Here is a 24,003-nt window from a genome sequence, read left to right as displayed (position 1 = left end):
GGCACCCGGCACCCGGCACCCGGCCGGGAACGACCCGGCCACCCCGGCCGGGAAGAGTGTTCACCCGCCGTCCGCCGGGAGGTCACCCGCGGACCGTCGGCCTCGGGCACATTCGGCCTCCGGTCGGAGAACGGTGGAACGCATGACGATGCCCCTGGCGGGTTTGTTCAAGGCTCGGCAGAAAGAGGCCGCCAGGCCGGCGCTGTTCACCCGGGGACTGCGCCTGTGCGGCGAGTACCTCGCCGGGCGCGGCGCCGGGACCGCTGCCCCGCACGTCCGGCTGGTCCAGGCCGTCGGCGCCTTCGCGGCCGCCCTGGACGACCCGGCGGGCGATCCCTTCGACGCCCTGCTCCAGGTCGGCGAGCGCGCGCTGGAGGCGGGCGGGGACGACGGGCTCGGCCTCGCGCTCGGCGTCGCCGAGACCGCGACGCTGATCCGGCAGCGGTCCAAGGGCGCCTGGCGGCTGCGCGGCCTGGCGCTGGACGGGCTGGGCCGCGGCGACGAGGCCCTGGAGTGCTACGACCGCTACATCGCGCTGCTGCCGGACGGCGAGGCGGCGCCGGAGGTCGCCCGCAGGATGGACACCCTGCGGCGCCGGCGGGCGTGTCTCGACGCGGCCCTCGCGCTCTTCCCCGAGACCGGTTCCCCGCTGTCCGAGGTGCTCGGACAGCCCCACGCGACCACCACCGCCGTCGCCCCGCGGTTCGCCGCGTACGTGCGGGCGGCGGTGGCCGAACAGGGCCTCGGCGACCCCGCCGTGCGCCGCCTCCTGGCGCTGTACGGCTCGTACCGGCGGCTCGTCGAGCGGGCCCAGACGCCCGACCCGCTGCTCGGCGGCGGCACGCCGGTCGGCGTGAGCGGGCTGCGGGGCCTGGTCGCGGGCCGGACGGTCTGCGTGGTCGCCAACGCGGGCGACGTCGCCGACAGCGCCCTGGGCGCCGAGATCGACGGCTACGACCTGGTGGTGCGCTGCGACGCGTTCCGTATCCGCGCCGGGGGCACGGGCGAGCGCACCGGCCTGCACGCCGTCTCGCTGCGCGGCGACGCCCCGTGGGAGGGGCCCGCCTGGTCCCGGCGGGCGGACATCCGGCTGGTGTTCGGCGACCCGGCCGCCGGCTGGCGCCGCGCCGCCCGGCAGCGGCTGGTGCCCGGAGCGCAGGAGTACGTCGGCGACGTCTCGCTGCGCCGGCCGCTGACCGACCCCGCCCTGCTGGGCGAGGACGGCTGGGGGGCGGCGCCGACCACCGCCTTCACCGTGCTCAGGCTCCTGGACTTCCTGGACGTCAGCCCCCGCCTGGACCTCGTCGGCTTCACCCTGCCGGGCCGCCTGCGCCCCCGGGAGGCCGAGTGGGTCATGGACCGCGCCACCCACGTCGACGACCGCACGATGAGGATCGCCCTGCGATGACCCACGCCGCCTCCGCGGACGACCGGAGCACCGTCACCGGAAGACGCCGGATCGCCTTCGCCGTCCACACCGGCGAGGACGGCCTGTCCGCCCTCCCCGCGCTGATCCGCAGCCTCGCGCTGACCAACCCGGGGGTCTGCGAGGACTTCGTCGTCCTCCACCCCGGTCTGCCCGACGCCTCGTTCGACGCGCTGCGGGCCCTGCACCCGCGCCTCGTCACGCGCCGGGCGGAGAGCCGTGGGGACCTCTTCCGGCTGGAGGGGTACGACACCGTCGTCGTCCTGCGGCCCTCGATGGTCGTCCTGGGCGACCTCGGCGAGCTGCTGCGGCTGCGCCACGGGGTGGCCGCGGTCCCCCAGGTGGTGGGCGACGGGGCGGCCGGGGAGCGGCGCGCGGTGCTGCCGGACGGTCTCCTGGTCGTCCAGCGCGCCGACGTGGACGACGCCTTGGCGGACCGGCTCGCCGACGCCTGCGCCGAGGGCTCCGGCACCCGTGACGCACACTCCGGCGCCGGTGCCGAGGACTCCGGCGCCCGTGCCGCGGACCTCGGTGCCGTGCTCGGCGGCGTACTGGTGCCGCTGGACGCGCGGTACGACTTCCTCACCCGCCGCCTGTACGACGACACGCCGGTGCCCGCGCACGTCGCGGTGCTGCGGTTCACGGGCCCGTTCGACGCGCCCGGGTACGGGCCGGCGGCCGAGGCGCGGCGCCGCTTCGAGATGAGCGACGAGGAGTTCCGCGCCGCCTACTGCGCCCTGCGCGGCCGCCGGCACCCCGAACTGCTGGCGCACTGCGCGCCGCCCCTGCTGGCGGCCCGCCCCTCCCTCGACCTCGCCCGCACGGTCGCCGACGTGTACCGGCAGCAGGGCCGCTACGACGAGGCCGTCGAGGTCCTCGCCCCGGTCGTGGCGGACCGGCTGGACGCGCCGCGCTGCCACGAGACGCTCGGCGTGTGCCTGATGGCGCTGTCGCGCTACGACGAGGCCGAGGCGCACCTGCTGCTGGCGGCGGCCGCCCCCGACGTCGCGCCGCGCGCCTTCGCGCAGCTCGCCCGGCTGTCCTGGCTGTGCGGACGGGAGGAGGAGGCGCACGCCTACGCCCGCGAGGGCCTGGAGTCCGACCCGACCGACGCCGGCTGCCACGCCTGGCACGTGCGCACCCGCCCCGACGTGCCGGATCCCCGGCGGCCGGACGACGACGCCGGGCGGCAGCTGGCGCACGTGGCGCTGTTCGCGGAGGGCAAGGAGAACGCCGGGGACAAGGTCCTGCCCGAGGCCGTGCGCAGGTGCTTCGGCGCCGACACCGGCCCGCGCCACTGGTACGCGCAGCCCGTGCACCGGCTGGTCGACGAGGAGTCGCTGGAGCGGCTGAACGCCCGGCGCGGGGTGGTCGTGGGCGGCGGCGGGCTGTTCCTGCCGGACACCTCGCCCAACGGCAACAGCCACTGGCAGTGGAACGTCCCGGACGACCTGCTGGCCCGGCTCACCGCGCCGCTGGCGGTGTTCGCCGTCGGCTACAACGTCTTCGACGGGCAGCTCTACCGCCGCGACCGGTTCGCCGAGAGCCTGCGGGTCCTGGTGGAACGGTCCGCGTTCTTCGGGCTGCGCAACCACGGTTCGATCGACCGGGTCCGCGAGCTGCTCCCCGCCGCCCTGCGCGACCGGGTGCGCTACCAGCCCTGTCCGACCACGGTGGCCCGGCTGCTCGACCCGGACCGGTTCGCGTCGGTGGAGCGCTCGGACACCGTCCTGGTCAACTGCGCGTACGACCGCGCGGGCCTGCGGTTCGGGCACGACTACGGCCACTTCCTCGCCCAGACGGCCGGCGCCCTGCGCAGCCTCGGGGAACGGGCGGACGTGCGGTACGCGGCCCACATGCCGGCCGACGAGAAGTTCGTGCACGACCTGCGCCGGGAGCACGGCCTCGCGCTGCCCGTGGAGCAGCTCCACGACCTGTCCAACGACGCCGTCCGCGACCTGTACGCCCGTGCGCGGCTGGTGATCGGGATGCGCGGGCACGCCGGGATGATCCCCTTCGGCTGCGGGACACCGATCCTCAGCCTCGTCTCCCACCCCAAGCTCGCCTACTTCCTGTCCGACATCGGGCACCCGGAGTGGGGACTGTCCGTGCACGACCGGGACCTGGGGCCCCGGCTCGTGGAGCGGGCGTCGGCGGTCCTCGACGACCACGCGGCGGCGGTGGCGGACGTGCACGCCGCCCAGGAATTCCTGTGGAAGACCACCCGGTCGAACATCGAGGAACTGCACGGCGTCTTCGGAACGGCCTGAAACACCGAGAATTCACTTCCACTGCGAATGGAGTTCTCCTTCCCGCGCCCTTTCCGCCACCGCTCGACACGGGAGCGTCGTTAGCCTGTTCCCATCTCCAACCTTCGAGCGTGAGAGGCCCGCGTGCCGAAACTGTCCGTCGTCGTCCCCATGCACAATGTGGAAGCCTTCGCCGAGAGCACTCTGAGAAGTCTCGCCAACAACGCGGGCCCCGACTTCGAGTTCCTGCTCGTCGACGACTGCTCCACGGACGCCACGTCATGGGCGGTGGACCGCTGGGCGGAGAACCGTACCGACACCCGGGTGATCCGGCACGAGACGAACCAGGGCATCGCCCAGGCGCGCAACAGCGGTATCGACGCGGCCCGGGGCGAGTTCGTCACGTTCCTGGACGGCGACGACTGGTACGGGCCGGGCTACCTCACCGAACTGGTGTCCATGATCGAGGAGTTGGGCTGCGACTTCGCCCGCACCGACCACGTCCAGGCCACCGGCACCGACCGGGTGATCCGGCGGCCCCCGGCCCCGGCGCGCAACGTGGTGATGGACCCGCGCGAGGGCATAGCGCCGCCCCACATGGAGACGATGGTCGACTACCCCTTCGTCTGGGCGGGGATCTACCGGCGGCACCTCTTCGACGACGGCGGTATGCGCTTCGCCACCGAACTGCGCACGGCGGAGGACCGGTTGTGGATCTGGCGCCTGCACCTGAAGGCCGCCTCGTACGCGTCCGTCGGCCTGCACGGCGTCTTCTACCGGCGGGGCGTCGCCACCTCGCTCACCCAGATCAAGGACGACCGCCAGCTCGACTTCATCCCGGCCTACGACCTGCTCCTGAAGGACCTGCTCAAGGACCCGGAGGCCGAGCGCTTCCTCCCGAAGGCGGTACGGACGTACTGCGCGATGATCGCCTTCCACCTCGGCAAGGTGAACGAGTACGAGACCTCGGCGGCGCAGCGGCTGCGCCGTGAGGCGCGCGACGCCCTGCACCGCATGCCCCAGCACGTCCTGGACGAGACCCTCAGGACCATCGACAGCACTCGGAGCAGGTTGCTCAGCCGCCTGCGTGACGGGCGGAAGGCTGCCTGATCCATGCCCCACACGACCCAGATATTCCAGGTCTCCACCCTGTACGGGGCGGCCACCCTCGCCGCGGCGCTCGACGCGGGCCTGTTCGGGCCGCGCGACGGGACCCGCCGCATCCTGCTGGTCTCCAACAACGCCGCGATACCCGAGACCGCCCTGCGCCTCGACGAGATGCACGGGTACGGGCGGATATCCGGCCGGTTCGACTCCGTGGTCAGCTGGAACGAGGCAATCCGCCCGCACCACCCCAGCGTCTGGGGCCCGCGCGGCAACGACACGGTGCTGTGGCAGAAGGCGTTCCGGCTCGCCTGGGGCATCGGCGAGCGGGACCTGGTCGAGCTGGCCGTCGAGTCGATCCAGGTCAACCCGGCCCGCGCGCTGGCGGCCATCTTCTCCGAGGCCGCCCTGCACGTGTACGCCGACGGTCTGATGAGCTACGGCCCGACCCGCGAGAAGCTGCCCCTGACCCTCGCGCGCCGCATCCGGCGCCTGCTCCACCTCGACCTGATACCGGGTCTGAAGCCGCTGCTGCTCTCCGAGTTCGGGGTGGCGCCCGAGGTGGTCCCGGACGACGCGTTCCGCGCGGTGCTCGACGAGATCTCCCGGGAGGCGGCGGACGACCCGCGGCTCGCACCCGTGGTGCGGGAGAAGCCGACGGCCGTCCTGCTCGGCCAGTACCTCGCGGCGATCAACATCCTGAGCGCCGAGGAGGAGGAGGACCTCCACGTCCGCATGCTCGGCTCGGCCGCGCGTGCCGGGCACCGGTCCGTGGTGTTCAAGCCGCACCCGACCGCCCCCGCCGGCTACACGGCGGCGCTGAGCAAGGCGGCGGCGGACGCGGGCGTACGGCTCACCGTGCTGGACGCGCCCCTGCTGGCCGAGACGCTGTACCACCACTGCGCCCCCGAACTCGTCGTCGGCTGCTTCTCCACGGCGATGGTGACCGCCTCCGCGTACTACGACGTGCCCATCGCCCGGGTGGGAACGGCGCTGGTGATGGAGCGGCTCAAGCCCTACCCGAACAGCAACCGCGTCCCGCTGGCCGTCGTCGACCACCTGGTGCCCGACCTGGAGCTGGGCCGGCCGCCGGCCCGCGTGGAGGCGGCGCCGGACTCGCTGGCGCCGCTGGTGCGGGCGATGGGGTTCTGCATGCAGCCCAAGACGTACGCCGACCTGCGGGAGCCTACGGAGACCTGGCTGCGGGGCAACCTGGCCACCGTCCCCGCCTACTACTTCCCCGAGCTGCGGCTGACCGAGCTGGGCCTGCCCGGCAGCAGCCCGCAGCTGCGCGCGAAGCTCCAGGTGCGGCGGGCCCGGCGCGTGGTGCGCAGGGCGGTCCGGCGCGGCACCGGGAAGAAGTGACGCGGACCGGCGTACGCGAAAGGACCCCCGCCACCCGGTGGGGGTCCTTTCGCGTGCGTGCCGGTGTCCGCCCGGCTCAGCCCAGCCAGCGGCCCAGTCGCAGCCGGGTCCACAGCAGGGCGGCGGCGAACGACAGGGCGACCGTGGCCAGGGTGAGCCCGGCGAGCGCGCCCACGGCGGCGGGCCACCCGGCGTCCGCCGACACCAGGCGCGGGGCGAGCGCCTCCAGGAAGAGCAGGTGGACCAGGTAGGCGCCGAAGGAGGCCCCGGCGAGCCTGCCCATCAGGGGACGGAACCGCTCGGGCACCCGGATCCGGTCGAGGGCCGTCAGCAGCGTCCCCGCGAGCAGCGCCACCACGAGCGAGGCGTACGGGCTCGGGAAGTGCACCCGGTGCTCGTACACCGCCACCGCGCCCCACGCGCACAGTCCGGCGGCCAGCCACAGCAGGCGCCGCCTCCGGCCGGCGAGCGCGGCACGGGGCAGCGACAGCAGGACGGCGCCGGCGACCGCGTACGCGATCTGGTAGAGGCCGAACTGCCAGGCGAAGGGCGGGAAGTCGGCGTCGAGGAGGCGGGCGAGGTCGCCGAGCAGGGTCGGGGCGAGTGCCAGGGCGAGCAGGGCGGCGCCCGCGCCCCAGGGCCGCTTGCCTGCCCGGACCAGGACGGCCACCGACAGCAGCAGGATCACCGGGACGTACGCGTACAGGTACCAGAGGTGGAAGGCGGGCCGCACGGAGCCGAACAGCGCGTCCAGGGCGAGCTGCCGGGTGGGGTCGGTGTTGGCGCCGCGCACCCAGTCCCACAGCAGGTAGGCGGCGGTCCACACGGCCATCGGCACGAGGATGCGGGTCAGGCGCTTGCGGACCTGTCCGCCGTCCCGGGGCGGCGCCCCGCTCAGCACGACCCAGCCGGCGATCGCGAAGAACAGCGGCACGGCGCACCGGCTCAGCGCGTCCCCGGCGAGCGCGGTCCAGTAGACGGGCCCGCCCTGCTCCGGTGTGCCGCCCACGGCCTTCATGAGTTCGCCGGCGGCGTGGCAGACGATGACCCCGACGGAGGCCAGGACCCGCAGGAGGTCGATGTCGTACCGGTGTTCCCCGCGGGGGCGCGTCGCCGGTGCCTCGGCGGCGGGGGCGGAGGGGCGCGCGGGCTCGGCGGCGGTCAAGGGCTCGGCGGCGATGGGTGGTCACTCCCGGACGGGTCGCGCGGGCCCGGCCGGTGGGCCGGGCCGGGGGTGGGTGGTGCGAGGGGGAATCGAAAACGCCCTCGGGGCGCACGTCGGTGCAGGCTATGAGAGCCCCGTGCGCGGCCGAAAGCGCCGCCGGGTGAACATCGGCCACATCTGCGTGGCCTTCCGGTGAACGACGGGTCCCTCCACCGTCCGGCCACCCACCGTTCCGCAGAAGTTCCCCGCCCGGTCTGTTCGAGAGCTCCGCTTCCGGCGGGGAGATCCCTAGTCTGGCCCCACCCACCCCACTGGCGCACTGCGTACTCACGTTCATTCACGTTCATTCACGTTCACTCAGTGACGGATTGAGGTCGTTGACCCATGAACAGCCGCACCCTGCTCCGCAGCACCGTCTCCCGGCGTCTGCTGCGTCCCGTCGCCGATCTCATCGATCAGCGCATCGAGCGACGGATCCGCGCGGCGGACGCCCGGCGGCCGGTGCCCGACACCGAGGCGGCCGACAAGCGGCAACTCACCTTCGAGCTGCTCGTCGGCCCGTCCGGGCGCGGCATCTCCCGGATGGTGGCCAAGGGCTCCCTGGAGCGTCTGCACCGCGAGGTCGCCGCCCTGTGCGGGGACCGCCGGGCGGCGGAGCGCAACGTGGCCACCGCCTACCGGCTGCTTATCGCGCTGGAGTCGCTGGGCGTGGGCCGGATCGCGGGCGGCACCATGAACATCTGCGGCAAGCTCGCCACCGTGCCGCTGCTCGACCCGCCGAACGACGAGATCCTGGAGATAGGCACGCTGTACGGCATGTTCTCCACCGGGCTGATCCGGACGATGGAGCGCGACGGCCGCAGCCCGAGCCTGACCATCGTGGACCCGTTCGCCGGCGTCCAGCTCCAGCCCGGCACCACCGTGCGCCCCGACCCGACGGGCACCCCGGTGGACGAGCACGCCGTGCGCACCAACCTCGCCCTCGCCGGTCCGGCCGGCACGGCGGCCCGCATCCGGCAGGGGTTCTCCGAGGACCCCGAGACCCGGGCCGCCGTCTCCGACCGCTCCTACGGCGTGATCGTCGTCGACGGCGACCACTCGGCGAAGGGCGTGCGCCAGGACCTCCAGTGGGCCGAGGAGATCGCCGCGCCGGGCGCGATCGTCGTCCTGGACGACTTCGGCGACCCCAGCTGGCCGGGGATCGAGGAGGCCCTGGACGAGCACCTGAAGGACGACACCCGCTTCACCTTCCTGGGCAAGGCGGCCCACTCCGCCTTCCTGCGCGCGTCCTGAGCACCGACGTACGACCCCCGCGGCCGAAGGAGCAGCACCAGTGACCGAGGCGGCCGTGAGCGCGTCGGCGGCGCGTCCCGTCGCAGACACCACCCCTGCCCCGGCGCACGCGCCGCACGTGAAGGGCGCGCCCGGACGGCTGCGCGCCCTCGACGGGCTGCGGCTGGTGGCCGCCCTGATGGTGGCGGCGTACCACTACGGCGGACGCGACGGTGCCGTGGCCGAGGCGTGGGGCGGCTCGCCGCGGTTCCAGTTCCCGACGCTGCACGGTCTGTTCGCCTACGGCTGCCTCGGGGTGCAGGTCTTCTTCCTGATCAGCGGGTTCGTGATCTGTATGAGCGGCTGGGGCCGGTCCGCCACGGCCTTCGTCACCTCCCGCGCCGCCCGGCTGCTGCCCGCCTACTGGGCGGCGGTCGTCCTGGTGACGGCGGTGTTCGCGCTGCCGGTGGTCGCCTACGACGCGGTGTCGCCGAGCGACGCGCTGGTCAACCTGACCATGCTCCAGCAGCCGCTGGGCGCGGACCGGGTGCTGGGCGTGTGCTGGACGCTGTGGGCGGAGATCCGCTTCTACGCGCTGTTCGCGCTGTGTGTCGTCCTGCCGGGCGCGAACCGCCGGCGGGTCGTGGTGTTCTGCGCCGGCTGGCTGTCGGCCTCGGCGCTCGCGCGGGCCGCGCACGAGCCGCTGCTCGACCTGGTGCTGATGCCCGGGTACGCCCCGTTCTTCATCGGCGGGATCGGCCTGTACCTCGTCCACCGCGACCGGCGGGACGCCCACGCGTGGGGCATCGTGGCCGCCGGGTTCCTGGTCGGGCAGCACCAGGCGGTGCGCGAGCTGTGGAACGCCGCCGACCCGCACGCCTTCGCGCACCGCACCTCGTTCGGCATCGTCCTCGTCGTCGCCCTCGGTTTCGCGGCGGTCGCGGCGGTGGCGCTGGGCCTGCTGGACCGGGTGAACTGGCGCGGTCTGACGGTGGCCGGGGCGCTGACGTACCCCTTCTACCTGGTCCACGAGCACCTCGGCTGGGTGGTGATCGGCGCCCTGCACCGCGGTCTGGGGGTGCCGTCGGCGGCGGCCTTCGCCCTGACGGCCGCCGCGATGCTGGCGCTGGCGTGGCTGCTGCACCGGTACGTCGAGCGGCCGCTGTCGCCGTGGCTGCGCGGCGCGCTCGGACGGACGCGTTGAGCGATTCGTGCGATTTTCCGCCCACCGGATCGCGCGCGCCGACTCCATTTCCGGCCCCGAGGAGGCATCCTCCCTGCATGGCCACTGCGCAAGAGACGCACAAGTACCCCGGCGAGCTGAACGACGTCCCCGGCTGGTTCTGGCCGCTCGACCAGGTGCTGTTCTCCTGGTTCCTGGAGCGTCAGGAGCGCCTGGGCACCCGCGGCGACCTGCTCGAACTGGGCGCCTATCTGGGCAAGAGCGCGATCCTGCTGGGGCACCACCTGCGGGACGGCGAGACGCTCACCGTCTGCGACCTGTTCGAGAGCGAACCGCCGGACGCGGCCAACCGGGCGGAGGCGGCGAAGTCGTACTCCACGCTGACCCGGCAGGCCTTCGAGCGGAACTACCTGTCCTTCCACGACAGCCTCCCGGCGATCGTGCAGGCCCCCAGCTCCGCGATCACCGACGAGGTCGGGCCCGGCAGCTGCCGCTTCGCCCACATCGACGCCTCGCACCTGTACGAGCACGTCCAGGGCGACATCGGCGCGGCCCGCGAGCTGCTGCTGCCCGAGGGCATCGTCGTCCTCGACGACTTCCGCAGCGAGCACACCCCGGGCGTGTCCGTCGCCGCCTGGGAGGCCGTGCTCAACCGGGGCCTGCGTCCCGTCTGCCTCAGCAGCCAGAAGCTGTACGGCACCTGGGGCGACCCCGAGCCGGTCCAGGAGGAGCTGCTCGCGGCGCTGCGCGGGCGCGACGACATCGCCGTGACCGTGGAGCGGGCCGCGGGGCACCGGCTGGTCCGGACCCGCGCCAAGGGCAAGCGGATGCAGCCGCCGTCGCTGCCGTCCTCGCGGCACCCGGCGCCCGCGTCCGCGGCGGCCCCCGCCTCGCCGGCGCGGCGCGCGGGCGCCGGGCCCGCGGCGGGCCGGGCCGCGCAGGCGCGCCCGGTGGGGCCGCGGACCCCGCGCGACCGTGCCCGCCGGCTCGCACTGGACGTGCTGCCGCCGGTGGTCACCCGCGCGGTGCGCCGGTACCGGGCGGCGCGGCGGGCGCAGGCGGGAGGTTCGGCGGGGAGTTCGGCGGGGAGTTCGGCGGGGGGTACGGCTCAGTCGAGGCCGTAGCCGGCACCGTTGCCCTCGGTCACCGAGGGCCGCGCCGGAGCGCGGGCCCGCTACGCGCTCGCCAGGGACAGCTTCACCGCGAAGCCCAGGAACAGCGCGCCCGCCGCCGAGGTGGCCCCCGCCGAGAGCCGCTTGCGGCGGCGGAAGGCGGCGGCCAGCTTGGTGCCGCTGAAGATCAGCGCGCTGAGGTACAGGAAGCTGGCGAGCTGGGCGAAGGCACCGAGGACGACGAAGGACAGGGCGGGGTAGGCGTAGCCCGGGTCGACGAACTGCACGAAGAAGGCGACGAAGAAGAGGATCGCCTTCGGGTTGACGAGGCTGACGACCAAGGCCCGGCGGAAGGGCCGCTCCTCACCGGCGACCGGCGCGTCGGCCTCCCGCCCGGCGTGCTCCCGGCGCGTCCGCCACATCCCCCACGCGGCCCGCAGCATCCCGATCGCGAGCCAGGTGAGATAGCCGGCGCCCACGTACTTCACGATGCCGAACAGCAGGGAGTTGGCCTGGAGCAGCGAGGCGACCCCGGCGGCCGACAGCGTCATCAGCACCGTGTCCCCGCACCAGACGCCGGCGGCGGCCGTGTACCCGGCGCGCACACCGCGACGGGCGGCCACGGAGAGGACGTACAGGGAGTTGGGGCCCGGAAGCAGAATGATCAGTGCGAGGCCCGCGAGGTAGGTGGGGAGATCGATGACGCCGAACATGCGGGGAGTGTCGCACGGTCGTACGACACTCCGCACGGCTGTTTCATTCGTCGAGAACGCCGGGAGCGCGCCCCGCCGAGGGGGCCCTCAGAAGGCGTCCGAGGGCACGTACGTGCCCCAGACCTCGCGCAGGGCGTTGCAGACCTCGCCGACGGTGGCTCGGGCGCGCAGGGCGTCCTTCATCGGGTAGAGGACGTTGTCCTCGCCCTCGGCGGCCTTCTTCAGGGCGGCGAGCGCCGTGTCGACCGCCCGCTGGTCGCGTTCGGCGCGGAGCCTGGCGAGGCGTTCGGCCTGCTGGGCCTCGATGGCCGGGTCGACGCGGAGCGGCTCGTACGGCTCCTCCTCGTCGAGCTGGAAGCGGTTGACACCGACCACCACCCGCTCGCCGGAGTCGGTCTCCTGCGCGATGCGGTAGGCGCTGCGCTCGATCTCGGCCTTCTGGAAACCGTGCTCGATGGCGCTGACCGCGCCGCCGAGGTCCTCGACCTTCCGCATCAGCTCCAGCGCCGCCGCCTCGACGTCGTCGGTCATCTTCTCGACGACGTAGGAACCGGCGAAGGGGTCGACGGTCGCGGTCACGTCCGTCTCGTACGCCAGCACCTGCTGCGTACGCAGCGCCAGGCGCGCGGACTTGTCGGTGGGCAGCGCGATGGCCTCGTCGAAGGAGTTGGTGTGCAGCGACTGCGTACCACCGAGGACGGCACCCAGGCCCTGCACGGCGACACGGACGAGGTTGACCTCCGGCTGCTGGGCCGTCAGCTGCACGCCCGCCGTCTGGGTGTGGAAGCGCAGCATCAGCGACTTCGGGTTCTTCGCCCCGAACTCCTCCCGCATCACCCGCGCCCAGATCCGGCGCGCCGCACGGAACTTCGCGACCTCCTCCAGGATCGTCGTCCGCGCCACGAAGAAGAAGGACAGGCGCGGCGCGAAGTCGTCCACGTCCATCCCGGCCGCCACCGCCGTACGCACGTACTCGATACCGTCCGCCAGCGTGAACGCGATCTCCTGCGCGGGAGACGCCCCCGCCTCCGCCATGTGATAGCCGGAGATCGAGATCGTGTTCCACTTCGGGATCTCGGCCCTGCAGTACTTGAAGATGTCCGCGATCAGCCGCAACGACGGCTTCGGCGGGAAGATGTACGTCCCCCGCGCGATGTACTCCTTCAGCACATCGTTCTGGATCGTCCCCGTCAGCTGGTCCGCACTGACACCCTGCTCCTCGGCGACGAGTTGGTAGAGCAGGAGCAGCAGGGACGCCGGCGCGTTGATCGTCATCGACGTCGAGACCTTGTCCAGCGGAATCCCGCCGAACAGCACCCGCATGTCGTCGATCGAGTCGATCGCGACACCGACCTTGCCGACCTCACCACTCGCGATCGGGGCATCCGAGTCGTGACCCATCTGGGTCGGCAGGTCGAAGGCGACCGACAACCCCATCGTCCCGTTCGCGATCAGCTGCTTGTACCGGGCGTTCGACTCCGTCGCCGTACCGAACCCCGCGTACTGACGCATCGTCCACGGCCGGCCCGTGTACATCGACGGGTACACACCCCGGGTGAAGGGGTACTTCCCGGGCTCGCCCAGCTTCTCGGCCGCGTCCCACTCCGCCAGGGCGTCGGGCCCGTACACCGGATCGATGGGCAGCCCGGACTCCGACTCGCGCGTCATGGTGTGTTGCCTCCCGCTGAGCACATGTTCGAAAGCGCTCGAACTACCCGTCAGTTACTCGCCAGTACAGGCCAGCCTTCCGACGGACTGTATCGGCGCGCGCGCCGCCCGGTGCAGGGGTGCACGCTGGGACCTTGCTCACAACCTCGATGCGGTCCCGGTCACAACGATGCCCCGCCGTTCGCGGCACGTCATCCGCGGGGAACATCTCAGGGGACATCCGTGCGGGGTCGTGAGACGACGGGGGGCCATGGTGCGTACGAGGGGCATGGGGAGCGCGAGGAGGGCGGTCGCCGTCGCGCTGGGGGCCGCGCTGGCGGCCGGCGGCTGCACGGTGCAGGGCACCGGCCCCGACGGCAAGGGGCGCGCGCCGGTGCGTATAGAGGTCACCGGCACGCCGCCGAAGGACGCACCGGACGACGGGGGCGACGACGGGGACGACGGCGGGCCGTCGAGCGCACCGCCCGCCCGCACGGCACCGCGGGTGCTGTGGCGGCACGGCGACACCGGCCGGGACGTGCGGGAACTCCAGGCCCGGCTGCGTCAGGTGGAGTGGCTCGTCGACGGGCCGACCGGGACGTACGACGACCTGACGGAACGCGCGGTGAGCGGCTTCCAGGGCAAGCGCGGACTGCCCCGGACGGGCAGGACCGACACCGTCACCTGGCAGCGCCTGCTGGGGATGAGCCGTGAGCCGGGCAAGTGGGAGCTGTACCTGATGGGCGGGCAGCCGGCCGCCCCGCCGGACCCGCGCTGTCTGACCGGCCGGGTGCTGTGCGTCAGCAAGTCGAGCCGCACGCTGCGCTGGATGGTCGACGGGCGGACCGTGTCGACGATGCCGGTGCGCTTCGGCTCGCAGTACACACCCACCCGCGACGGTGTGTTCCACGTCTACTGGAAGTCCCGCCACCACGTGTCGACGCTCTACGACTCGGCCATGCCGTACGCCATGTTCTTCAGCGGCGGCCAGGCGGTGCACTACTCGGAGGACTTCGCCGTACGCGGCTACGCGGGCGCCTCGCACGGCTGCGTCAACGTACGGGACGAGGCGGCGATCGCGGATCTGTACGCGTGGGTGCGCAACGGCGACAAGGTCGTCGTGTACCGGTGAGGCGGGGAGGGGCTGGGCCGGGGCCGGGCGGAATGGGCGCGGGCGGGACCGGGGGAACGTGTCCCGCCCGCGCCGAGTGCACGAGCCGTAGGTACGGGGGGAACCCCGGCTCGGTGCGAAAGCCGATGACCAGTCGGCTCACTCATTACTGCGCCGGGGCGGCCGAAAGTGTCACACCCTGAGCGAGAAAATCTGCCGTTGGCCGTGAAGTCGCAGGTCGGAGGGCTGGTGACCGGCGGTGGACGCCAGGTGCGACGGGCGGGCCGGCCGCCGCCGCGGGAGCGGATCGACGGCCGAGGGGGCGCGCGGACCGTACGTCCGCCCGACGGGCGGCGCTATGTGACCGTCGTCGTCCTCGTCCTCGTCCTCATCCTTGCCTCCCTTGCCGTCCGCTCCGCCCTTGTCGCCCTTGTCTCCCTTGCCGCTGTCGTCGTCCCGGTCGCCGTTGCCGCCCTTGCCGCCCTTGTCGTCGTCCTTCCGGGTCCCGTGGCCCCCTGCCGTCTCCTCCGTTTCGCCGGACTCCCCGGCGCCCCGTCCGCCCTTGCGGTCCTGGGCGGCACCGGAATGGCCGAGAAGGTCGCGGCAGTACGTCCCGACCCGGCCGGCACCCCCCGCGGCCTCCTTCAGCGCCCGCAGGCGGCCGGCGTCGAGCTGCTTGCCGGCGCGTACGTCACGGCAGGACGCGGCGAGGGTCCGGTGCGAGCCGCCGGAGCCGCCGGGACCGCCCGTCGCCCGGCCGTCGGCATCGGAGTCGGAGCGGGCGCCGGAGTCGGAGTCGGAGCCGGAGTCGTGGCCCCGGCCGCGGTCGGGGGCCGTACCGCCCTCCGCGTCGCCGCGCGCGCCGCCCCGCTCGGGGGCGCCGGTCGTGGGGCCGCCGGGCACCGTCCCGCCCCGCGCCCCGTCCAGCGGCGTCGGTGAGGCGGGCGGGCGGTCGGGGGACGGCGCCGAGACCGTCGCCGCCGGTTCCGGCCGGGCGCCCTCGAACGGCGTCGGCAGGACTCCGGTTCCGGCGGCCACCGCCACCCCGCCGACCATGCCGACGGTGAGCGCGGCGGCCAGCCCGAGGCGCAGGGGACGGCTCCACCGGGGGCGCCGGGCGTCGTCGCCGCGCGGACCGATGCGGACCAGCCCGGCGCCGGCGGGCGGTGCCGGGGTGCCTGCGCGTCCGGGGCCGGAGACCGCCGATGCCCGGGCCGCCCCGTCGGGCCGCTCGGCGCGCGCCGTGCGGAAGGCGGCCAGCGCGGCGGCCTCGCCGGGGAGTTCCTCGCTGGTGGGCACGGGTGGACCGGAGAGCGCGCCCAGGGCCCCGGCGAGTCGTCGGGCCCGGTCACGGACGGCGGGGTCGACAGCCTCCAGGGACTCTCCGCGCAGCAAGATCTCCGCCGTTTCGCGGTCCAGCCACCTGTCCTGCTCGTCGGCCATCACATGTCCTTCTGCGTCCGCGCGCGCGTATGCGTCACACTCGCGGACGTCACCGCACGGCGGTGCGGTTCTCGCTGCGGCGGCAGGGCGTCGAGCCCGCCGGCCGATTCCGGATCGCCGCCGAGCAGTTCGGCCAGCTTCTTCAGGCCGCGGTGCGCCGCCGTCCGGACGGCACCGGGCCGCTTGCCGAGCGTCTCGGCGGCGCTCTTGGCGTCGAGGCCCACCACCACGCGCAGGACCACGGCCTCGGCCTGGTCCTGGGGCAGCCGGGCGATGAGGGAGAGGGCGCCGTCGGTGGCCAGGGCCTCCATGGCCTCGTCCGCGGTGTCGGACTCGGCCGGTTTGCCGGTCAGTTCCGTCTCGTCACCGCCGATCGCCGGCCGGCGTCCGCGCATGCGGATGTGGTCCAGGGCGCGGTTGCGGGCGATGCGGGCGGCCCAGCCGCGGAACCGGTCGGCGTCGCCGTCGAACCGTTCGAGGTCGCGGGCGATCTGCAGCCAGGCCTCGGACGCCACGTCCTCGGCGTCCGGATCGCCGACCAGGGTCCGCACGTACCCCAGCAGCCGCGGATGCACCGCGCGGTACACGGTCCGGAACGCCGTCTCGTCCCCGTGCTGTGCCGCGCGCACCGCGGCGGTCAGCTCCGCGTCGTCCCCCAGCACCGAGAAGCCTTTCTGCGCCTAAACCGGCGCCGCTCTCGCGGACGTGGTCCTCGCCGTCGTGGTGTCCCCATGGATGGTCGCGGTGGTCTCCCGCGACCCCGTCGCGGGAGCGATCCCCCCGCTGATCGGCGCGAATGGCACGTTACGTCTTGAAACCGCCGCTCGTCCATGTCCTCATCGCATCGCCGTACAAGATGCAACTAAGCCGTGACGCGGTGAGGTGTGACAGAAAACGCGTCGGCGGCGCTGTAGGGAGTACGGGCCGCCGCGCGGCCCGTGCCGCGCGACGGCCGGGGCCTCTCCTGTGGGGGGTGGCGGCCCCGGCCGTTGCCTTGGCCGCCGCGATCGCCCCTGGTGCGAGGCTACTTGTCCGTGCCGGGCCCGCCGTCCGCCCGCCGCGCGTCGCCGCCGTCGCCCTCGCTCGCGGCACCGCTGTTCCCTCCACCCGTTCCGTCCGCGTCGCCGTTTCCCTCGCCCGGGCCGCCCGCGCTGCCGTCCGGCCGTCCGGGCGCGGCGGGAACGGCGGGCACGGACGGGTCCGCAGGAGCGGCCGGACCGTCGGGTCCTGCCGGTACGGCGGGGCCGGCCGCCCCGCTCGGGCCCGCCGGTCCGGTCCGCCGCTGCCCGGCGCAGTGGGCGGCGACCTTCTCCTCGCCGCCGGCGTCCGCGACCAGCCGCTGCCAGGCGGTGGCGTCCACCACCCGGCCCCGGCCCACCAGTCGTTCGTAGGCGCGGCACCGGGCGGCCACCGTGTCCCGGTCCGCATCGGCCGCACCGTCCGGCCGGGCGGGAACGCCCAGGGACGTGGAGGCGGGGCGCGGGGTGGGGAGCGGCCGGACCGCGATCCCGTCCGCTGTCCCGTCCGCGGTGCCGTCCGTGGTGCCGTCGGCGGTGGCGGACGGACGCGCACGGTCCGGCCGGGCGGAGTCCGGGGCCGCGCCGCCCCCGCCGATCGCCGCGTAGGTGACGCCGCCCAGGGTGAGGCTCGCCAGCAGCACGGACAGCGCGGTCCTCAGCGGGCGTCCGGCACTACGCCGCTCGCGGGGACGCCAGTCGTCGCGCCGCCTGGCGCGGGCCGCCCGGGCGGGTGCCGCGTCCCGGGCGGCCAGGTAGGCGGCCACGGCCCTGCGCTCGCCCTCGGCGTCGACGCGCTCGTCCCGCAGGGCGGCGGCGAGCAGCCGCTCGGTCCCGGGCGTGCCGTGGAGCGCGGGCCGGGTGACGGCGGGGCCGCCGTCGCCTTCGCCGTGCCCTGCGCTCATGCCCGCCTCCGTTCCCGCCCGTCGCGCCGGGCCACCGTGTCCGGTGCCCGTCATGTCGACTCCCCCAGCGTCCCGGGCGCCTCGTCCGTCACACCGTCGGCGCCCAGCCGGCCGGCCAGCCGCCTCAGACCCCGGTACGTCGCCGTGCGCACCGCTCCCGGCCGCTTGCCGAGGACGCGCGCGGCGGACGGCCCGTCGAGGCCGACGACGACCCGCAGCAGCACGGCCTCGGCCTGGTCGCGCGGCAGGCCCGCGATCAGGGCGAGGGCGGCCTCCGTGGACAGCGTCTCCAGGGCCTGGTCGTGCGTGGAGTGCGGGCCGGGCAGGTCCAGGACGTCCTGCTCCAGCGCCGTCGGCCGGGGCCGTACCTTCTGGCGCCGCAGGTGGTCCAGGGCCCGGTGCCGGGCGATCGTCGCCGTCCAGCCCCGGAAGCCGGCCCCGTCCCCCCTGAAGCGCCTGAGGTCCCGCGCTATCTCCAGCCAGGCGTCCGACGCCACGTCCTCGGCGTCGTCCCCGACCAGCCCGCGCAGATAACCCAGCAGACCGGGCTGCACGAGCCGGTAGGCGACCGCGAAAGCGGCCTCGTCACCTTCCTGGGCCCGCGCGACGGCCGCGCCCAGCTCCCCGTCGTACGCGGGTACGCGGCGGACGCCGCCCCTTTGGCCCACCGCTTCCTCGTTCGTGCCGATTGCGGGAACGGGCTCTGTCGAACCCGTGCGGAACGCACCACTGGCCCGTGCGCACGCCTTCATGGTCATCAGCGTCGGGCCCCACAGAAATGTCACAGCTCGTCACGCGCCGGGCCGAGCACGCCGCGCGCCGGGACCGGCAGCCCGCCGGACCGAGCCGGCCGGCCCGCGTCGGCGGAAGGCGCCGCCGTCCTCAGCCGCCCCTGCGGACCCGCCCGTGCAAGGTCAGGTAGAAGGTCCGCAGGGAATCCTCCGGACCACCGGTCTCGAACCGGTTGACGACCCTGCCGAGCGGGTTCCACACCCGCCCGTCCGGCATCCGCACGCCCGCCGGCTGCCCGAAGTAGGCCCGCTGGTCGGCGTCGAAGTCCATCCAGACCGCTCCCGCCCGGCGGACCAGCACCTCACCGACGTACGCGCCGAGCCCGAGGAGGGGACCCCGCACGCGTTCCCGGCCGGCCCCGCCCTTGCGCAGCCCGTCGAGCAGGAAGTCGACGACCCGCAGGCTGCCCACGGAGTAGTCCAGCGGCAGCCGGTCGCGGTCGGTGACCCGCGCGACGAGGGCCGCCGCGCAGGCCCGCATCTCGTCCGCGCGCACGGCACGGCCGTCCACTCTGCCCATGGGGGCTCACCCTTCGTTCGGCGGAGCGGGAGGAGCGCCGCCGCTCCTCCCGCAGCCCCAGCGGGCGGCGCCGCGGCAACGTCACAGGGCACCGAGGTGGTGATCGACACACACCGCAAGCACCTCGCCCCGCACAACCTTTCCGCGTCTCACGCGTCTGACCTCCGTGGGCGTGACCCATGTCATGCCCGCGCACGGTGATGTTCTCCGTCCGCGTTCCGCTGGAGAGTGGGGGCCGCCCCTGTGACGGGCGCGCCCCGCGTGACTTCTCTCCGGCGGCCTTCCCGGGCCGCCTTCGGCAGCCGAGGGGCCCGGTCGTCCCAGGACGTTCCGTAAGCTCCGGACGCTGAGTCACTGACACCTGTGTGACAGGTGATTCGTTCGTGTTCCTTTCTAGGGGTGGGGTAGTTGAGTCCTCGCAGGACCCATGCGTACAGACCGCTCAGTCTCAAGAAGCGTGTCTGGCTGACGACCGGAGCCGTCGTCCTGAGCGCCGCGGGTGTCGTGACCTACGCGGTGGCGGACCCGGGCGTGCCGGACGACGACAAGGGCGCCGCGGCGCGCAAGCCGTCCATCCACACGCTGAAGCTGGAGAACGAGGGCGCGGGCCGCAAGGGGCTCGACCGGCGGGGCACCAAGCGCTTCAGCGCCGTGGTGGTGACCTGGGACGACCCCGACGTCAAGGCCAAGGGCACGCCCGAGGTGCGGACCCGGGACCTGGAGACCGGCGAGTGGTCCGGCTGGCAGGAGCTGGACGTCGAGCCGAACCAGGCCGACGGCGCCGAGGGTGAGCGGGCCGCGGCGCGCGGCGGTACCGGCTCACTGTGGACCGGGGACGCCGACGGCGTCGAGGTGCGCGTCGTGAAGGCGGACGGCACCGAGGCGGGCGGCCAGCCGGCCGGCATGGACGTCAGGCTGCTGGACCCCGGCACCGACCCCGAGGGCGCGGTCCGGCCCGCGGCGTTCACGGCCGAGACCACGCCGCCGACGACCGAGTCCCCGGCGCCCACCGACGCGGCGACGACCACCGTCCCCGGAGCGGGTACGGCCACGGAGCCGGCCTCGCCGGCCGCCTCGCCCACGGAGACGGTCACCGGGGCGCCCACCGCCAGCCCCAGCGGCTCCGCCTCCCCGTCCGCCTCGCCCTCTCCCACTCCGACGGTCCCCGCGCCGCGCCCGTCGAAGGTCGTCAAGCCGCCGGTCATCACGCAGGCCCAGTGGGGTGCCTCCACGGACTACGACGGCACGCCGAGCTACGGCACCGACATCAAGGCCGCCGTCGTCCACCACACCGGCGTGGACAGCGACAACGGCCTGTCCTGCGCCGAGTCGCGCGCCCGGATGCGCTCCATCCAGCAGGCGCACTTCGAGCGCGGCTACTACGACATCGGCTACAACTTCGTCGTCGACCGGTGCGGTCAGATCTTCGAGGGCCGCAGCGGCGGCATGGACCTCCCGGTGACCGGCGCGCACGACGTCGGCTTCAACACCAACACGCTCGGCATCTCCTACCTCGGCAACTTCGAGAAGGCGCAGCCCAGCCGGGCCGGGCTGGACGCCATCGCGCGGATCGTCGCGTGGAAGTTCGGGATGTACGGCATCGACCCGACCGGCAAGGTCACGCTGACCTCCGGCACGCCGAAGGGCCAGGACGGCAACCTCGTCGACAAGGGCCAGTCGATCACCCTGCCCCGGGTCTTCGGCCACCGCGACACCAACGCCACGGCCTGCCCCGGCGCGAACCTCTACCCGAAGCTCTCCCGGATCGCCACGCTGGCGAAGACCCCGGGCATCTCGCACGCCCTGCCCACCGCCGATTACAACCGCGACGGCGTGACCGACCTGGCCGTGGGCGTGCCCGCGGGCAACGTGGTGAAGGTGGTCCCGGGTGGCGTCGACGGCCCGGTGACGGCGTCGAAGGTGACGCTCACCCAGAACAGCGCGGGCGTCCCCGACTCCACCGAGTCCGGCGACTCCTTCGGCGCCTCCACCGCCTGGGGCGACGTCAACGGCGACGGCCACGCCGACCTCGCGATCGGCGCCCCCGGCGAGGACGACACCGGCGGCAACGCCGACCGCGGCTCGGTCACGGTGCTGTACGGCCCCGCCCTCGACACCGGTTTCTCGTACTACGCGACCGGGGTGACGTGGGCCGGCGCGAAGCTCGGCACCGCGGTCACGGTCGGCGACTTCAACGGCGACGGCAAGGCGGACGTGTTCTCCGCCGGCACCGGCCGGGGCGGCAACTACAACGTCAAGCTGACCGGCGGCGCCACCGCCTACGGCAGGCTCACCTCGGCCACCGGCTCCGTCGGGTACGTGGACGCCGCCACCGGCGACTTCAACCGGGACGGCTACGCCGACGTCGCCCTGAACTACCGCGACAACGCCGGTGTGGCCCGCGTGGCCCGCTTCGCCGGCTCGGCGTCCGGCCTGACCATGGCCGGCGTCATCTCCGTCAAGGGCGGCCGGTCCATCACGGCGGGCGACGTCAACAACAACGGCTACGACGACATCGTCATCGGCCAGCCGGTCGCCAAGGAGTCCGGCGGCATCTCCGGCGGCCAGGTCACCATGCTGCTCGGCACGTCCACCGGGTTCACCACCACCGGCATGCGGGTCGTCCACCAGGACACCTCCGGCGTCCCGGGCGCCAACGAGGCCTACGACTCCTTCGGCATGTCGGTGTCGCTGGGCGACTACAACGCCGACGGGTACGCGGACCTCCTCACCGGCGTCACCGGCGAGGACGCGAGCCGCGACGGGGTCAACCGGGTGAACTCCGGCTCCGTGGTCCTGGTCAAGGGCACCGCGTCCGGCCTCACCGGCACCGGCTCGGTCTACCTCTCCCAGGACACCTCCGGCATCGCCGGCTCCTCGGAGACCGACGACCGGGTCGGGACGTCCGCGTCCCTCACCGACCTGTCCGGGTACGGACGCGCCGACCTCACCTTCGGCGCCGAGGGCGAGGACGGCACGGACGGCCTCGTGCACCACGTCCCCAGCAACGGCGGCGGGCTCGGCTACTCCCAGTCCGCGATCTGGAGCAAGAGCACGCTGGGCACCCCGACCGACGGACGGCTGGGTCAGACGCTGACCCCGTAGCCGCCGGAGCCGGCCGGGGACCGCGACCGTGCGGTCCCCGGCCGGCGTCGTCCGCGCGGCGTCAGCGGTCCCCGGTCGCGTCCCGGCACAGCAGCCGCAGCGACCCGTCGCCGGCGAAGCAGCGGCGGGCCTCGTCGATCGGGTCCCACAGCCGGCCGTCGGGGGTGCGGACCCAGTGCTCCCCGCCGGTCGCCCACCACTCGCCGCCGGCCTGACGCACGATCACCTCACCGGCGTACGCGCCGAGTCCGCGCAGCACCGACTCCACCGCCGCGTACGGCGCTCCCTCCCCGCGGATGCCGTCGATCATCCGGTCGACGCGCCACAGGCTCTGCGCCGAGTAGTCCAGGCGCAGCCGCGCGCCCTCCCGCATCGTGGCCACCGCGTCCGCCGCCCACCGCACCGGCTTGGCGGCGGCCGACGGCCGGGGCTCCTGCTGGGTCGTCCATCCGCTGGTCAGAGTCGTCACATCCGCTAGAGCGCCGCCGGGCGGCGTTTCGTCACACGGCGGCGGCGGCCGTTCCGCAACCGGCGCAGGACCACCCCACCTCCGCCACGACCGCCGCACAGCCCCCGCGCGTTCCCCGCACGACGGTCACAGGCGGCCCGGGGCCGGGAGGGGCGGTCAGGCCCGCCCGCGCGCCCGGCGGGAGACCACCGCGCGCAGCACCCGGCGGCCCTCCGTGGAGATCTCCAGCGCCCTGCGCAGCCCGGCCGGGCCGTGACCGGCGAGCACGTCGAGGACGGTGACCTGGCGGCGCAGTTCGGCGGCGACCAGCGGGGCGAGCGCCTCCGTGCGGGCGGCCCGGTGAGGGTCGCCCCCGGCACCGGCGTCCGCGGCGGGGTCGAGGAGCCGGTGGATGCGGAGCGAGGCGACCGAGCAGGCGTCGGCCCACGCCCGCAGTCCCGCGCCGGAGCACTCGGCCGGCGCGGCGGCCAGCATCCGGCGGGCCAGGAGCACGGCCTCGTCCTCGTCGGCGGCGCCGGGTCCGGCGAGCTTGTCGCGCACCTGCTCCAGCCGCCGCGCCCAGTCGCCCCCGGGTCCGGTCCCGTCCCGGTCGCCCGCCTCGTCGGCGAGGGTCGCCCAGAGGGGCCGCAGGACCTCGTCGTCGCCGTCCAGGAGGGGGACGCAGCGATCCAAACAAGCCAGCCCACTGCCGGCGAGCCCGCGTGCGTCGGCCCGCGCGATCAGTTCCACCAGGCTCATCCGGCGCCTCCCTGTTCGTACCGCTTCGACCCGCTCACCTCGCGGACACCACCACGGAGCCCGCACTTCCCCTTACTGCGTGCGACGGGGCGGGAGTGTCACAGGGGCACCACGCCGAGGCGGTCGAGGAACCGGAAGAAGAGATTTTCGGCCACACGGTCGGACGCGGCACCGGCACCGGCACCCGCGTCGGGCTCGGCGCGGGGGTCGGCCGACAGCACCTCCGCCAGGTCTCCGGCGTGCGCGGTGCGTCCGGCCTCGGCGGCCCAGGCGACGGCCCGCTCGGCGGCGTCGCGGGGTTCCAGGAAGTAGTCCTCCAGGGTGAGGCCCTCCCTCTCGGCGCCGAGGTACCCGGCCATCGCGGACCGCACCAGGCAGGTCGTCCACGCCCCGCTCTCGGGCGCCGCCGCCTCCACGACCACGCAGTCGCTGTCCATGACGTACCCGAACAGCGCGGGCGAGCCGGTCTGGCCCGCCAGGTCGTTCATGTTCCCGACGTCCCCGTCGCCGCCCGGGAACTCCCACACCTGCCAGCCGTCCGGCGCGGACACCCGCAGGGTCATGTCCGCGGCGCCCGGCAGCGCGTCCAGCTCCGCGAGCGGCCGTTCGGCGCGGCCCACGACGAAGTACCCCCAGTAGCCCATGTCCCGGCTCCCCCCGGCGTGACGG

The 24,003-nt window shown here is 74.3% G+C and carries 20 protein-coding genes; 9 read left to right on the top strand and 11 right to left on the bottom strand.

Annotated features, from left to right (window positions below; translation table 11 throughout):
• Positions 1 to 142: 142 nt before the first annotated feature.
• From ACFIF2_RS09985 to ACFIF2_RS09970, 4 genes are all read left to right on the top strand, one after another.
• The gene (locus tag ACFIF2_RS09985) at positions 143 to 1,408 is read left to right on the top strand and encodes a hypothetical protein (protein WP_395572171.1); all 1,266 of its coding nucleotides are present in this window, start codon (positions 143 to 145) and stop codon (positions 1,406 to 1,408) included.
• Positions 1,405 to 3,696 carry a polysaccharide pyruvyl transferase family protein gene (locus ACFIF2_RS09980; RefSeq protein WP_395572170.1) on the top strand — a complete coding sequence of 764 codons (2,292 nt, stop codon included), beginning with the start codon at positions 1,405 to 1,407 and terminating at the stop codon, positions 3,694 to 3,696. Before ACFIF2_RS09985 ends, ACFIF2_RS09980 begins: the two co-directional genes overlap by 4 nt.
• 123 nt (positions 3,697 to 3,819) lie before the next feature.
• The gene (locus ACFIF2_RS09975) at positions 3,820 to 4,785 is read left to right on the top strand and encodes a glycosyltransferase family 2 protein (RefSeq protein ID WP_395572169.1); all 966 of its coding nucleotides are present in this window, start codon (positions 3,820 to 3,822) and stop codon (positions 4,783 to 4,785) included.
• A 3-nt stretch (positions 4,786 to 4,788) separates the two neighbouring features.
• The gene (locus ACFIF2_RS09970; protein ID WP_395572168.1) at positions 4,789 to 6,144 is read left to right on the top strand and encodes a polysialyltransferase family glycosyltransferase; all 1,356 of its coding nucleotides are present in this window, start codon (positions 4,789 to 4,791) and stop codon (positions 6,142 to 6,144) included.
• Between the two features lie 76 nt (positions 6,145 to 6,220).
• On the opposite strand, the gene ACFIF2_RS09965 is transcribed toward ACFIF2_RS09970, so the two are convergent.
• Positions 6,221 to 7,309, bottom strand: coding sequence for an acyltransferase (locus ACFIF2_RS09965; RefSeq protein WP_395572167.1), 1,089 nt, complete (start codon positions 7,307 to 7,309; stop codon positions 6,221 to 6,223).
• Positions 7,310 to 7,693: 384 nt separating this feature from the next.
• Between ACFIF2_RS09965 and ACFIF2_RS09960 the strand changes: the two genes are divergently transcribed.
• From ACFIF2_RS09960 to ACFIF2_RS09950, 3 genes are all read left to right on the top strand, one after another.
• The gene (locus tag ACFIF2_RS09960; RefSeq protein ID WP_395572166.1) at positions 7,694 to 8,602 is read left to right on the top strand and encodes a class I SAM-dependent methyltransferase; all 909 of its coding nucleotides are present in this window, start codon (positions 7,694 to 7,696) and stop codon (positions 8,600 to 8,602) included.
• Positions 8,603 to 8,642: 40 nt separating this feature from the next.
• On the top strand, positions 8,643 to 9,785 hold the full coding sequence (locus tag ACFIF2_RS09955; RefSeq protein WP_395572165.1) for an acyltransferase family protein: 1,143 nt from the start codon (positions 8,643 to 8,645) through the stop codon (positions 9,783 to 9,785).
• A 77-nt stretch (positions 9,786 to 9,862) separates the two neighbouring features.
• On the top strand, positions 9,863 to 10,888 hold the full coding sequence (locus ACFIF2_RS09950) for a class I SAM-dependent methyltransferase (RefSeq protein WP_395572164.1): 1,026 nt from the start codon (positions 9,863 to 9,865) through the stop codon (positions 10,886 to 10,888).
• Positions 10,889 to 10,938: 50 nt separating this feature from the next.
• Here the strand turns inward: ACFIF2_RS09950 and leuE are convergent, their stop codons facing one another.
• On the bottom strand, positions 10,939 to 11,589 hold the full coding sequence (gene leuE, locus ACFIF2_RS09945) for a leucine efflux protein LeuE (protein WP_395572163.1): 651 nt from the start codon (positions 11,587 to 11,589) through the stop codon (positions 10,939 to 10,941).
• An 87-nt stretch (positions 11,590 to 11,676) separates the two neighbouring features.
• On the bottom strand, positions 11,677 to 13,257 hold the full coding sequence (locus ACFIF2_RS09940; RefSeq protein ID WP_395572162.1) for a methylmalonyl-CoA mutase: 1,581 nt from the start codon (positions 13,255 to 13,257) through the stop codon (positions 11,677 to 11,679).
• A 250-nt stretch (positions 13,258 to 13,507) separates the two neighbouring features.
• On the opposite strand from ACFIF2_RS09940, the gene ACFIF2_RS09935 reads away from it, so the two are divergent.
• The gene (locus tag ACFIF2_RS09935) at positions 13,508 to 14,368 is read left to right on the top strand and encodes a L,D-transpeptidase family protein (RefSeq protein ID WP_395572161.1); all 861 of its coding nucleotides are present in this window, start codon (positions 13,508 to 13,510) and stop codon (positions 14,366 to 14,368) included.
• A gap of 171 nt (positions 14,369 to 14,539) precedes the next feature.
• On the opposite strand, the gene ACFIF2_RS09930 is transcribed toward ACFIF2_RS09935, so the two are convergent.
• The 5 genes from ACFIF2_RS09930 to ACFIF2_RS09910 form a co-directional block, all read right to left on the bottom strand.
• The gene (locus ACFIF2_RS09930) at positions 14,540 to 15,790 is read right to left on the bottom strand and encodes a hypothetical protein (protein ID WP_395572160.1); all 1,251 of its coding nucleotides are present in this window, start codon (positions 15,788 to 15,790) and stop codon (positions 14,540 to 14,542) included.
• Complete coding sequence (locus tag ACFIF2_RS09925; RefSeq protein WP_395572159.1) at positions 15,790 to 16,452, bottom strand: RNA polymerase sigma factor; 663 nt, start codon at positions 16,450 to 16,452, stop codon at positions 15,790 to 15,792. Before ACFIF2_RS09925 ends, ACFIF2_RS09930 begins: the two co-directional genes overlap by 1 nt.
• Positions 16,453 to 16,814: 362 nt before the next feature.
• The gene (locus ACFIF2_RS09920; protein ID WP_395572158.1) at positions 16,815 to 17,711 is read right to left on the bottom strand and encodes a hypothetical protein; all 897 of its coding nucleotides are present in this window, start codon (positions 17,709 to 17,711) and stop codon (positions 16,815 to 16,817) included.
• Between the two features lie 50 nt (positions 17,712 to 17,761).
• Positions 17,762 to 18,379, bottom strand: coding sequence for an RNA polymerase sigma factor (locus ACFIF2_RS09915; protein WP_395572157.1), 618 nt, complete (start codon positions 18,377 to 18,379; stop codon positions 17,762 to 17,764).
• A gap of 214 nt (positions 18,380 to 18,593) precedes the next feature.
• The gene (locus tag ACFIF2_RS09910) at positions 18,594 to 19,022 is read right to left on the bottom strand and encodes a hypothetical protein (protein ID WP_395572156.1); all 429 of its coding nucleotides are present in this window, start codon (positions 19,020 to 19,022) and stop codon (positions 18,594 to 18,596) included.
• A 408-nt stretch (positions 19,023 to 19,430) separates the two neighbouring features.
• On the opposite strand from ACFIF2_RS09910, the gene ACFIF2_RS09905 reads away from it, so the two are divergent.
• Complete coding sequence (locus tag ACFIF2_RS09905; RefSeq protein ID WP_395572155.1) at positions 19,431 to 22,127, top strand: N-acetylmuramoyl-L-alanine amidase; 2,697 nt, start codon at positions 19,431 to 19,433, stop codon at positions 22,125 to 22,127.
• Between the two features lie 61 nt (positions 22,128 to 22,188).
• Here the strand turns inward: ACFIF2_RS09905 and ACFIF2_RS09900 are convergent, their stop codons facing one another.
• From ACFIF2_RS09900 to ACFIF2_RS09890, 3 genes are all read right to left on the bottom strand, one after another.
• Entirely contained in the window at positions 22,189 to 22,596 is a 408-nt protein-coding gene (locus ACFIF2_RS09900) for a hypothetical protein (protein ID WP_395572154.1), read from the bottom strand.
• 156 nt (positions 22,597 to 22,752) lie between these two features.
• Complete coding sequence (locus ACFIF2_RS09895) at positions 22,753 to 23,334, bottom strand: hypothetical protein (protein WP_395572153.1); 582 nt, start codon at positions 23,332 to 23,334, stop codon at positions 22,753 to 22,755.
• Positions 23,335 to 23,432: 98 nt separating this feature from the next.
• Entirely contained in the window at positions 23,433 to 23,978 is a 546-nt protein-coding gene (locus ACFIF2_RS09890) for a hypothetical protein (RefSeq protein ID WP_395572152.1), read from the bottom strand.
• Between the last annotated feature and the right edge of the window lie 25 nt (positions 23,979 to 24,003).

Source organism: Streptomyces sp. BK79, from assembly GCF_044142145.1.
GTDB lineage: Bacteria > Actinomycetota > Actinomycetes > Streptomycetales > Streptomycetaceae > Streptomyces.
This window is presented reverse-complemented; position numbering and strand designations above follow the sequence as displayed.

Excerpts from the sequence above, each read along its gene's own strand:
- ACFIF2_RS09960 (WP_395572166.1), top strand. The coding sequence starts at position 7,694 with ATGAACAGCCGCACCCTGCTCCGCAGCACCGTCTCCCGGCGTCTGCTG.
- ACFIF2_RS09985 (WP_395572171.1), top strand. The coding sequence starts at position 143 with ATGACGATGCCCCTGGCGGGTTTGTTCAAGGCTCGGCAGAAAGAGGCC.
- ACFIF2_RS09970 (WP_395572168.1), top strand. The coding sequence starts at position 4,789 with ATGCCCCACACGACCCAGATATTCCAGGTCTCCACCCTGTACGGGGCG.
- ACFIF2_RS09920 (WP_395572158.1), bottom strand. The coding sequence starts at position 17,711 with ATGAGCGCAGGGCACGGCGAAGGCGACGGCGGCCCCGCCGTCACCCGG.
- ACFIF2_RS09890 (WP_395572152.1), bottom strand. The coding sequence starts at position 23,978 with ATGGGCTACTGGGGGTACTTCGTCGTGGGCCGCGCCGAACGGCCGCTC.
- leuE (WP_395572163.1), bottom strand. The coding sequence starts at position 11,589 with ATGTTCGGCGTCATCGATCTCCCCACCTACCTCGCGGGCCTCGCACTG.
- ACFIF2_RS09940 (WP_395572162.1), bottom strand. The coding sequence starts at position 13,257 with ATGACGCGCGAGTCGGAGTCCGGGCTGCCCATCGATCCGGTGTACGGG.
- ACFIF2_RS09950 (WP_395572164.1), top strand. The coding sequence starts at position 9,863 with ATGGCCACTGCGCAAGAGACGCACAAGTACCCCGGCGAGCTGAACGAC.
- ACFIF2_RS09980 (WP_395572170.1), top strand. The coding sequence starts at position 1,405 with ATGACCCACGCCGCCTCCGCGGACGACCGGAGCACCGTCACCGGAAGA.
- ACFIF2_RS09910 (WP_395572156.1), bottom strand. The coding sequence starts at position 19,022 with ATGGGCAGAGTGGACGGCCGTGCCGTGCGCGCGGACGAGATGCGGGCC.
- ACFIF2_RS09895 (WP_395572153.1), bottom strand. The coding sequence starts at position 23,334 with ATGAGCCTGGTGGAACTGATCGCGCGGGCCGACGCACGCGGGCTCGCC.
- ACFIF2_RS09930 (WP_395572160.1), bottom strand. The coding sequence starts at position 15,790 with ATGGCCGACGAGCAGGACAGGTGGCTGGACCGCGAAACGGCGGAGATC.
- ACFIF2_RS09935 (WP_395572161.1), top strand. The coding sequence starts at position 13,508 with ATGGTGCGTACGAGGGGCATGGGGAGCGCGAGGAGGGCGGTCGCCGTC.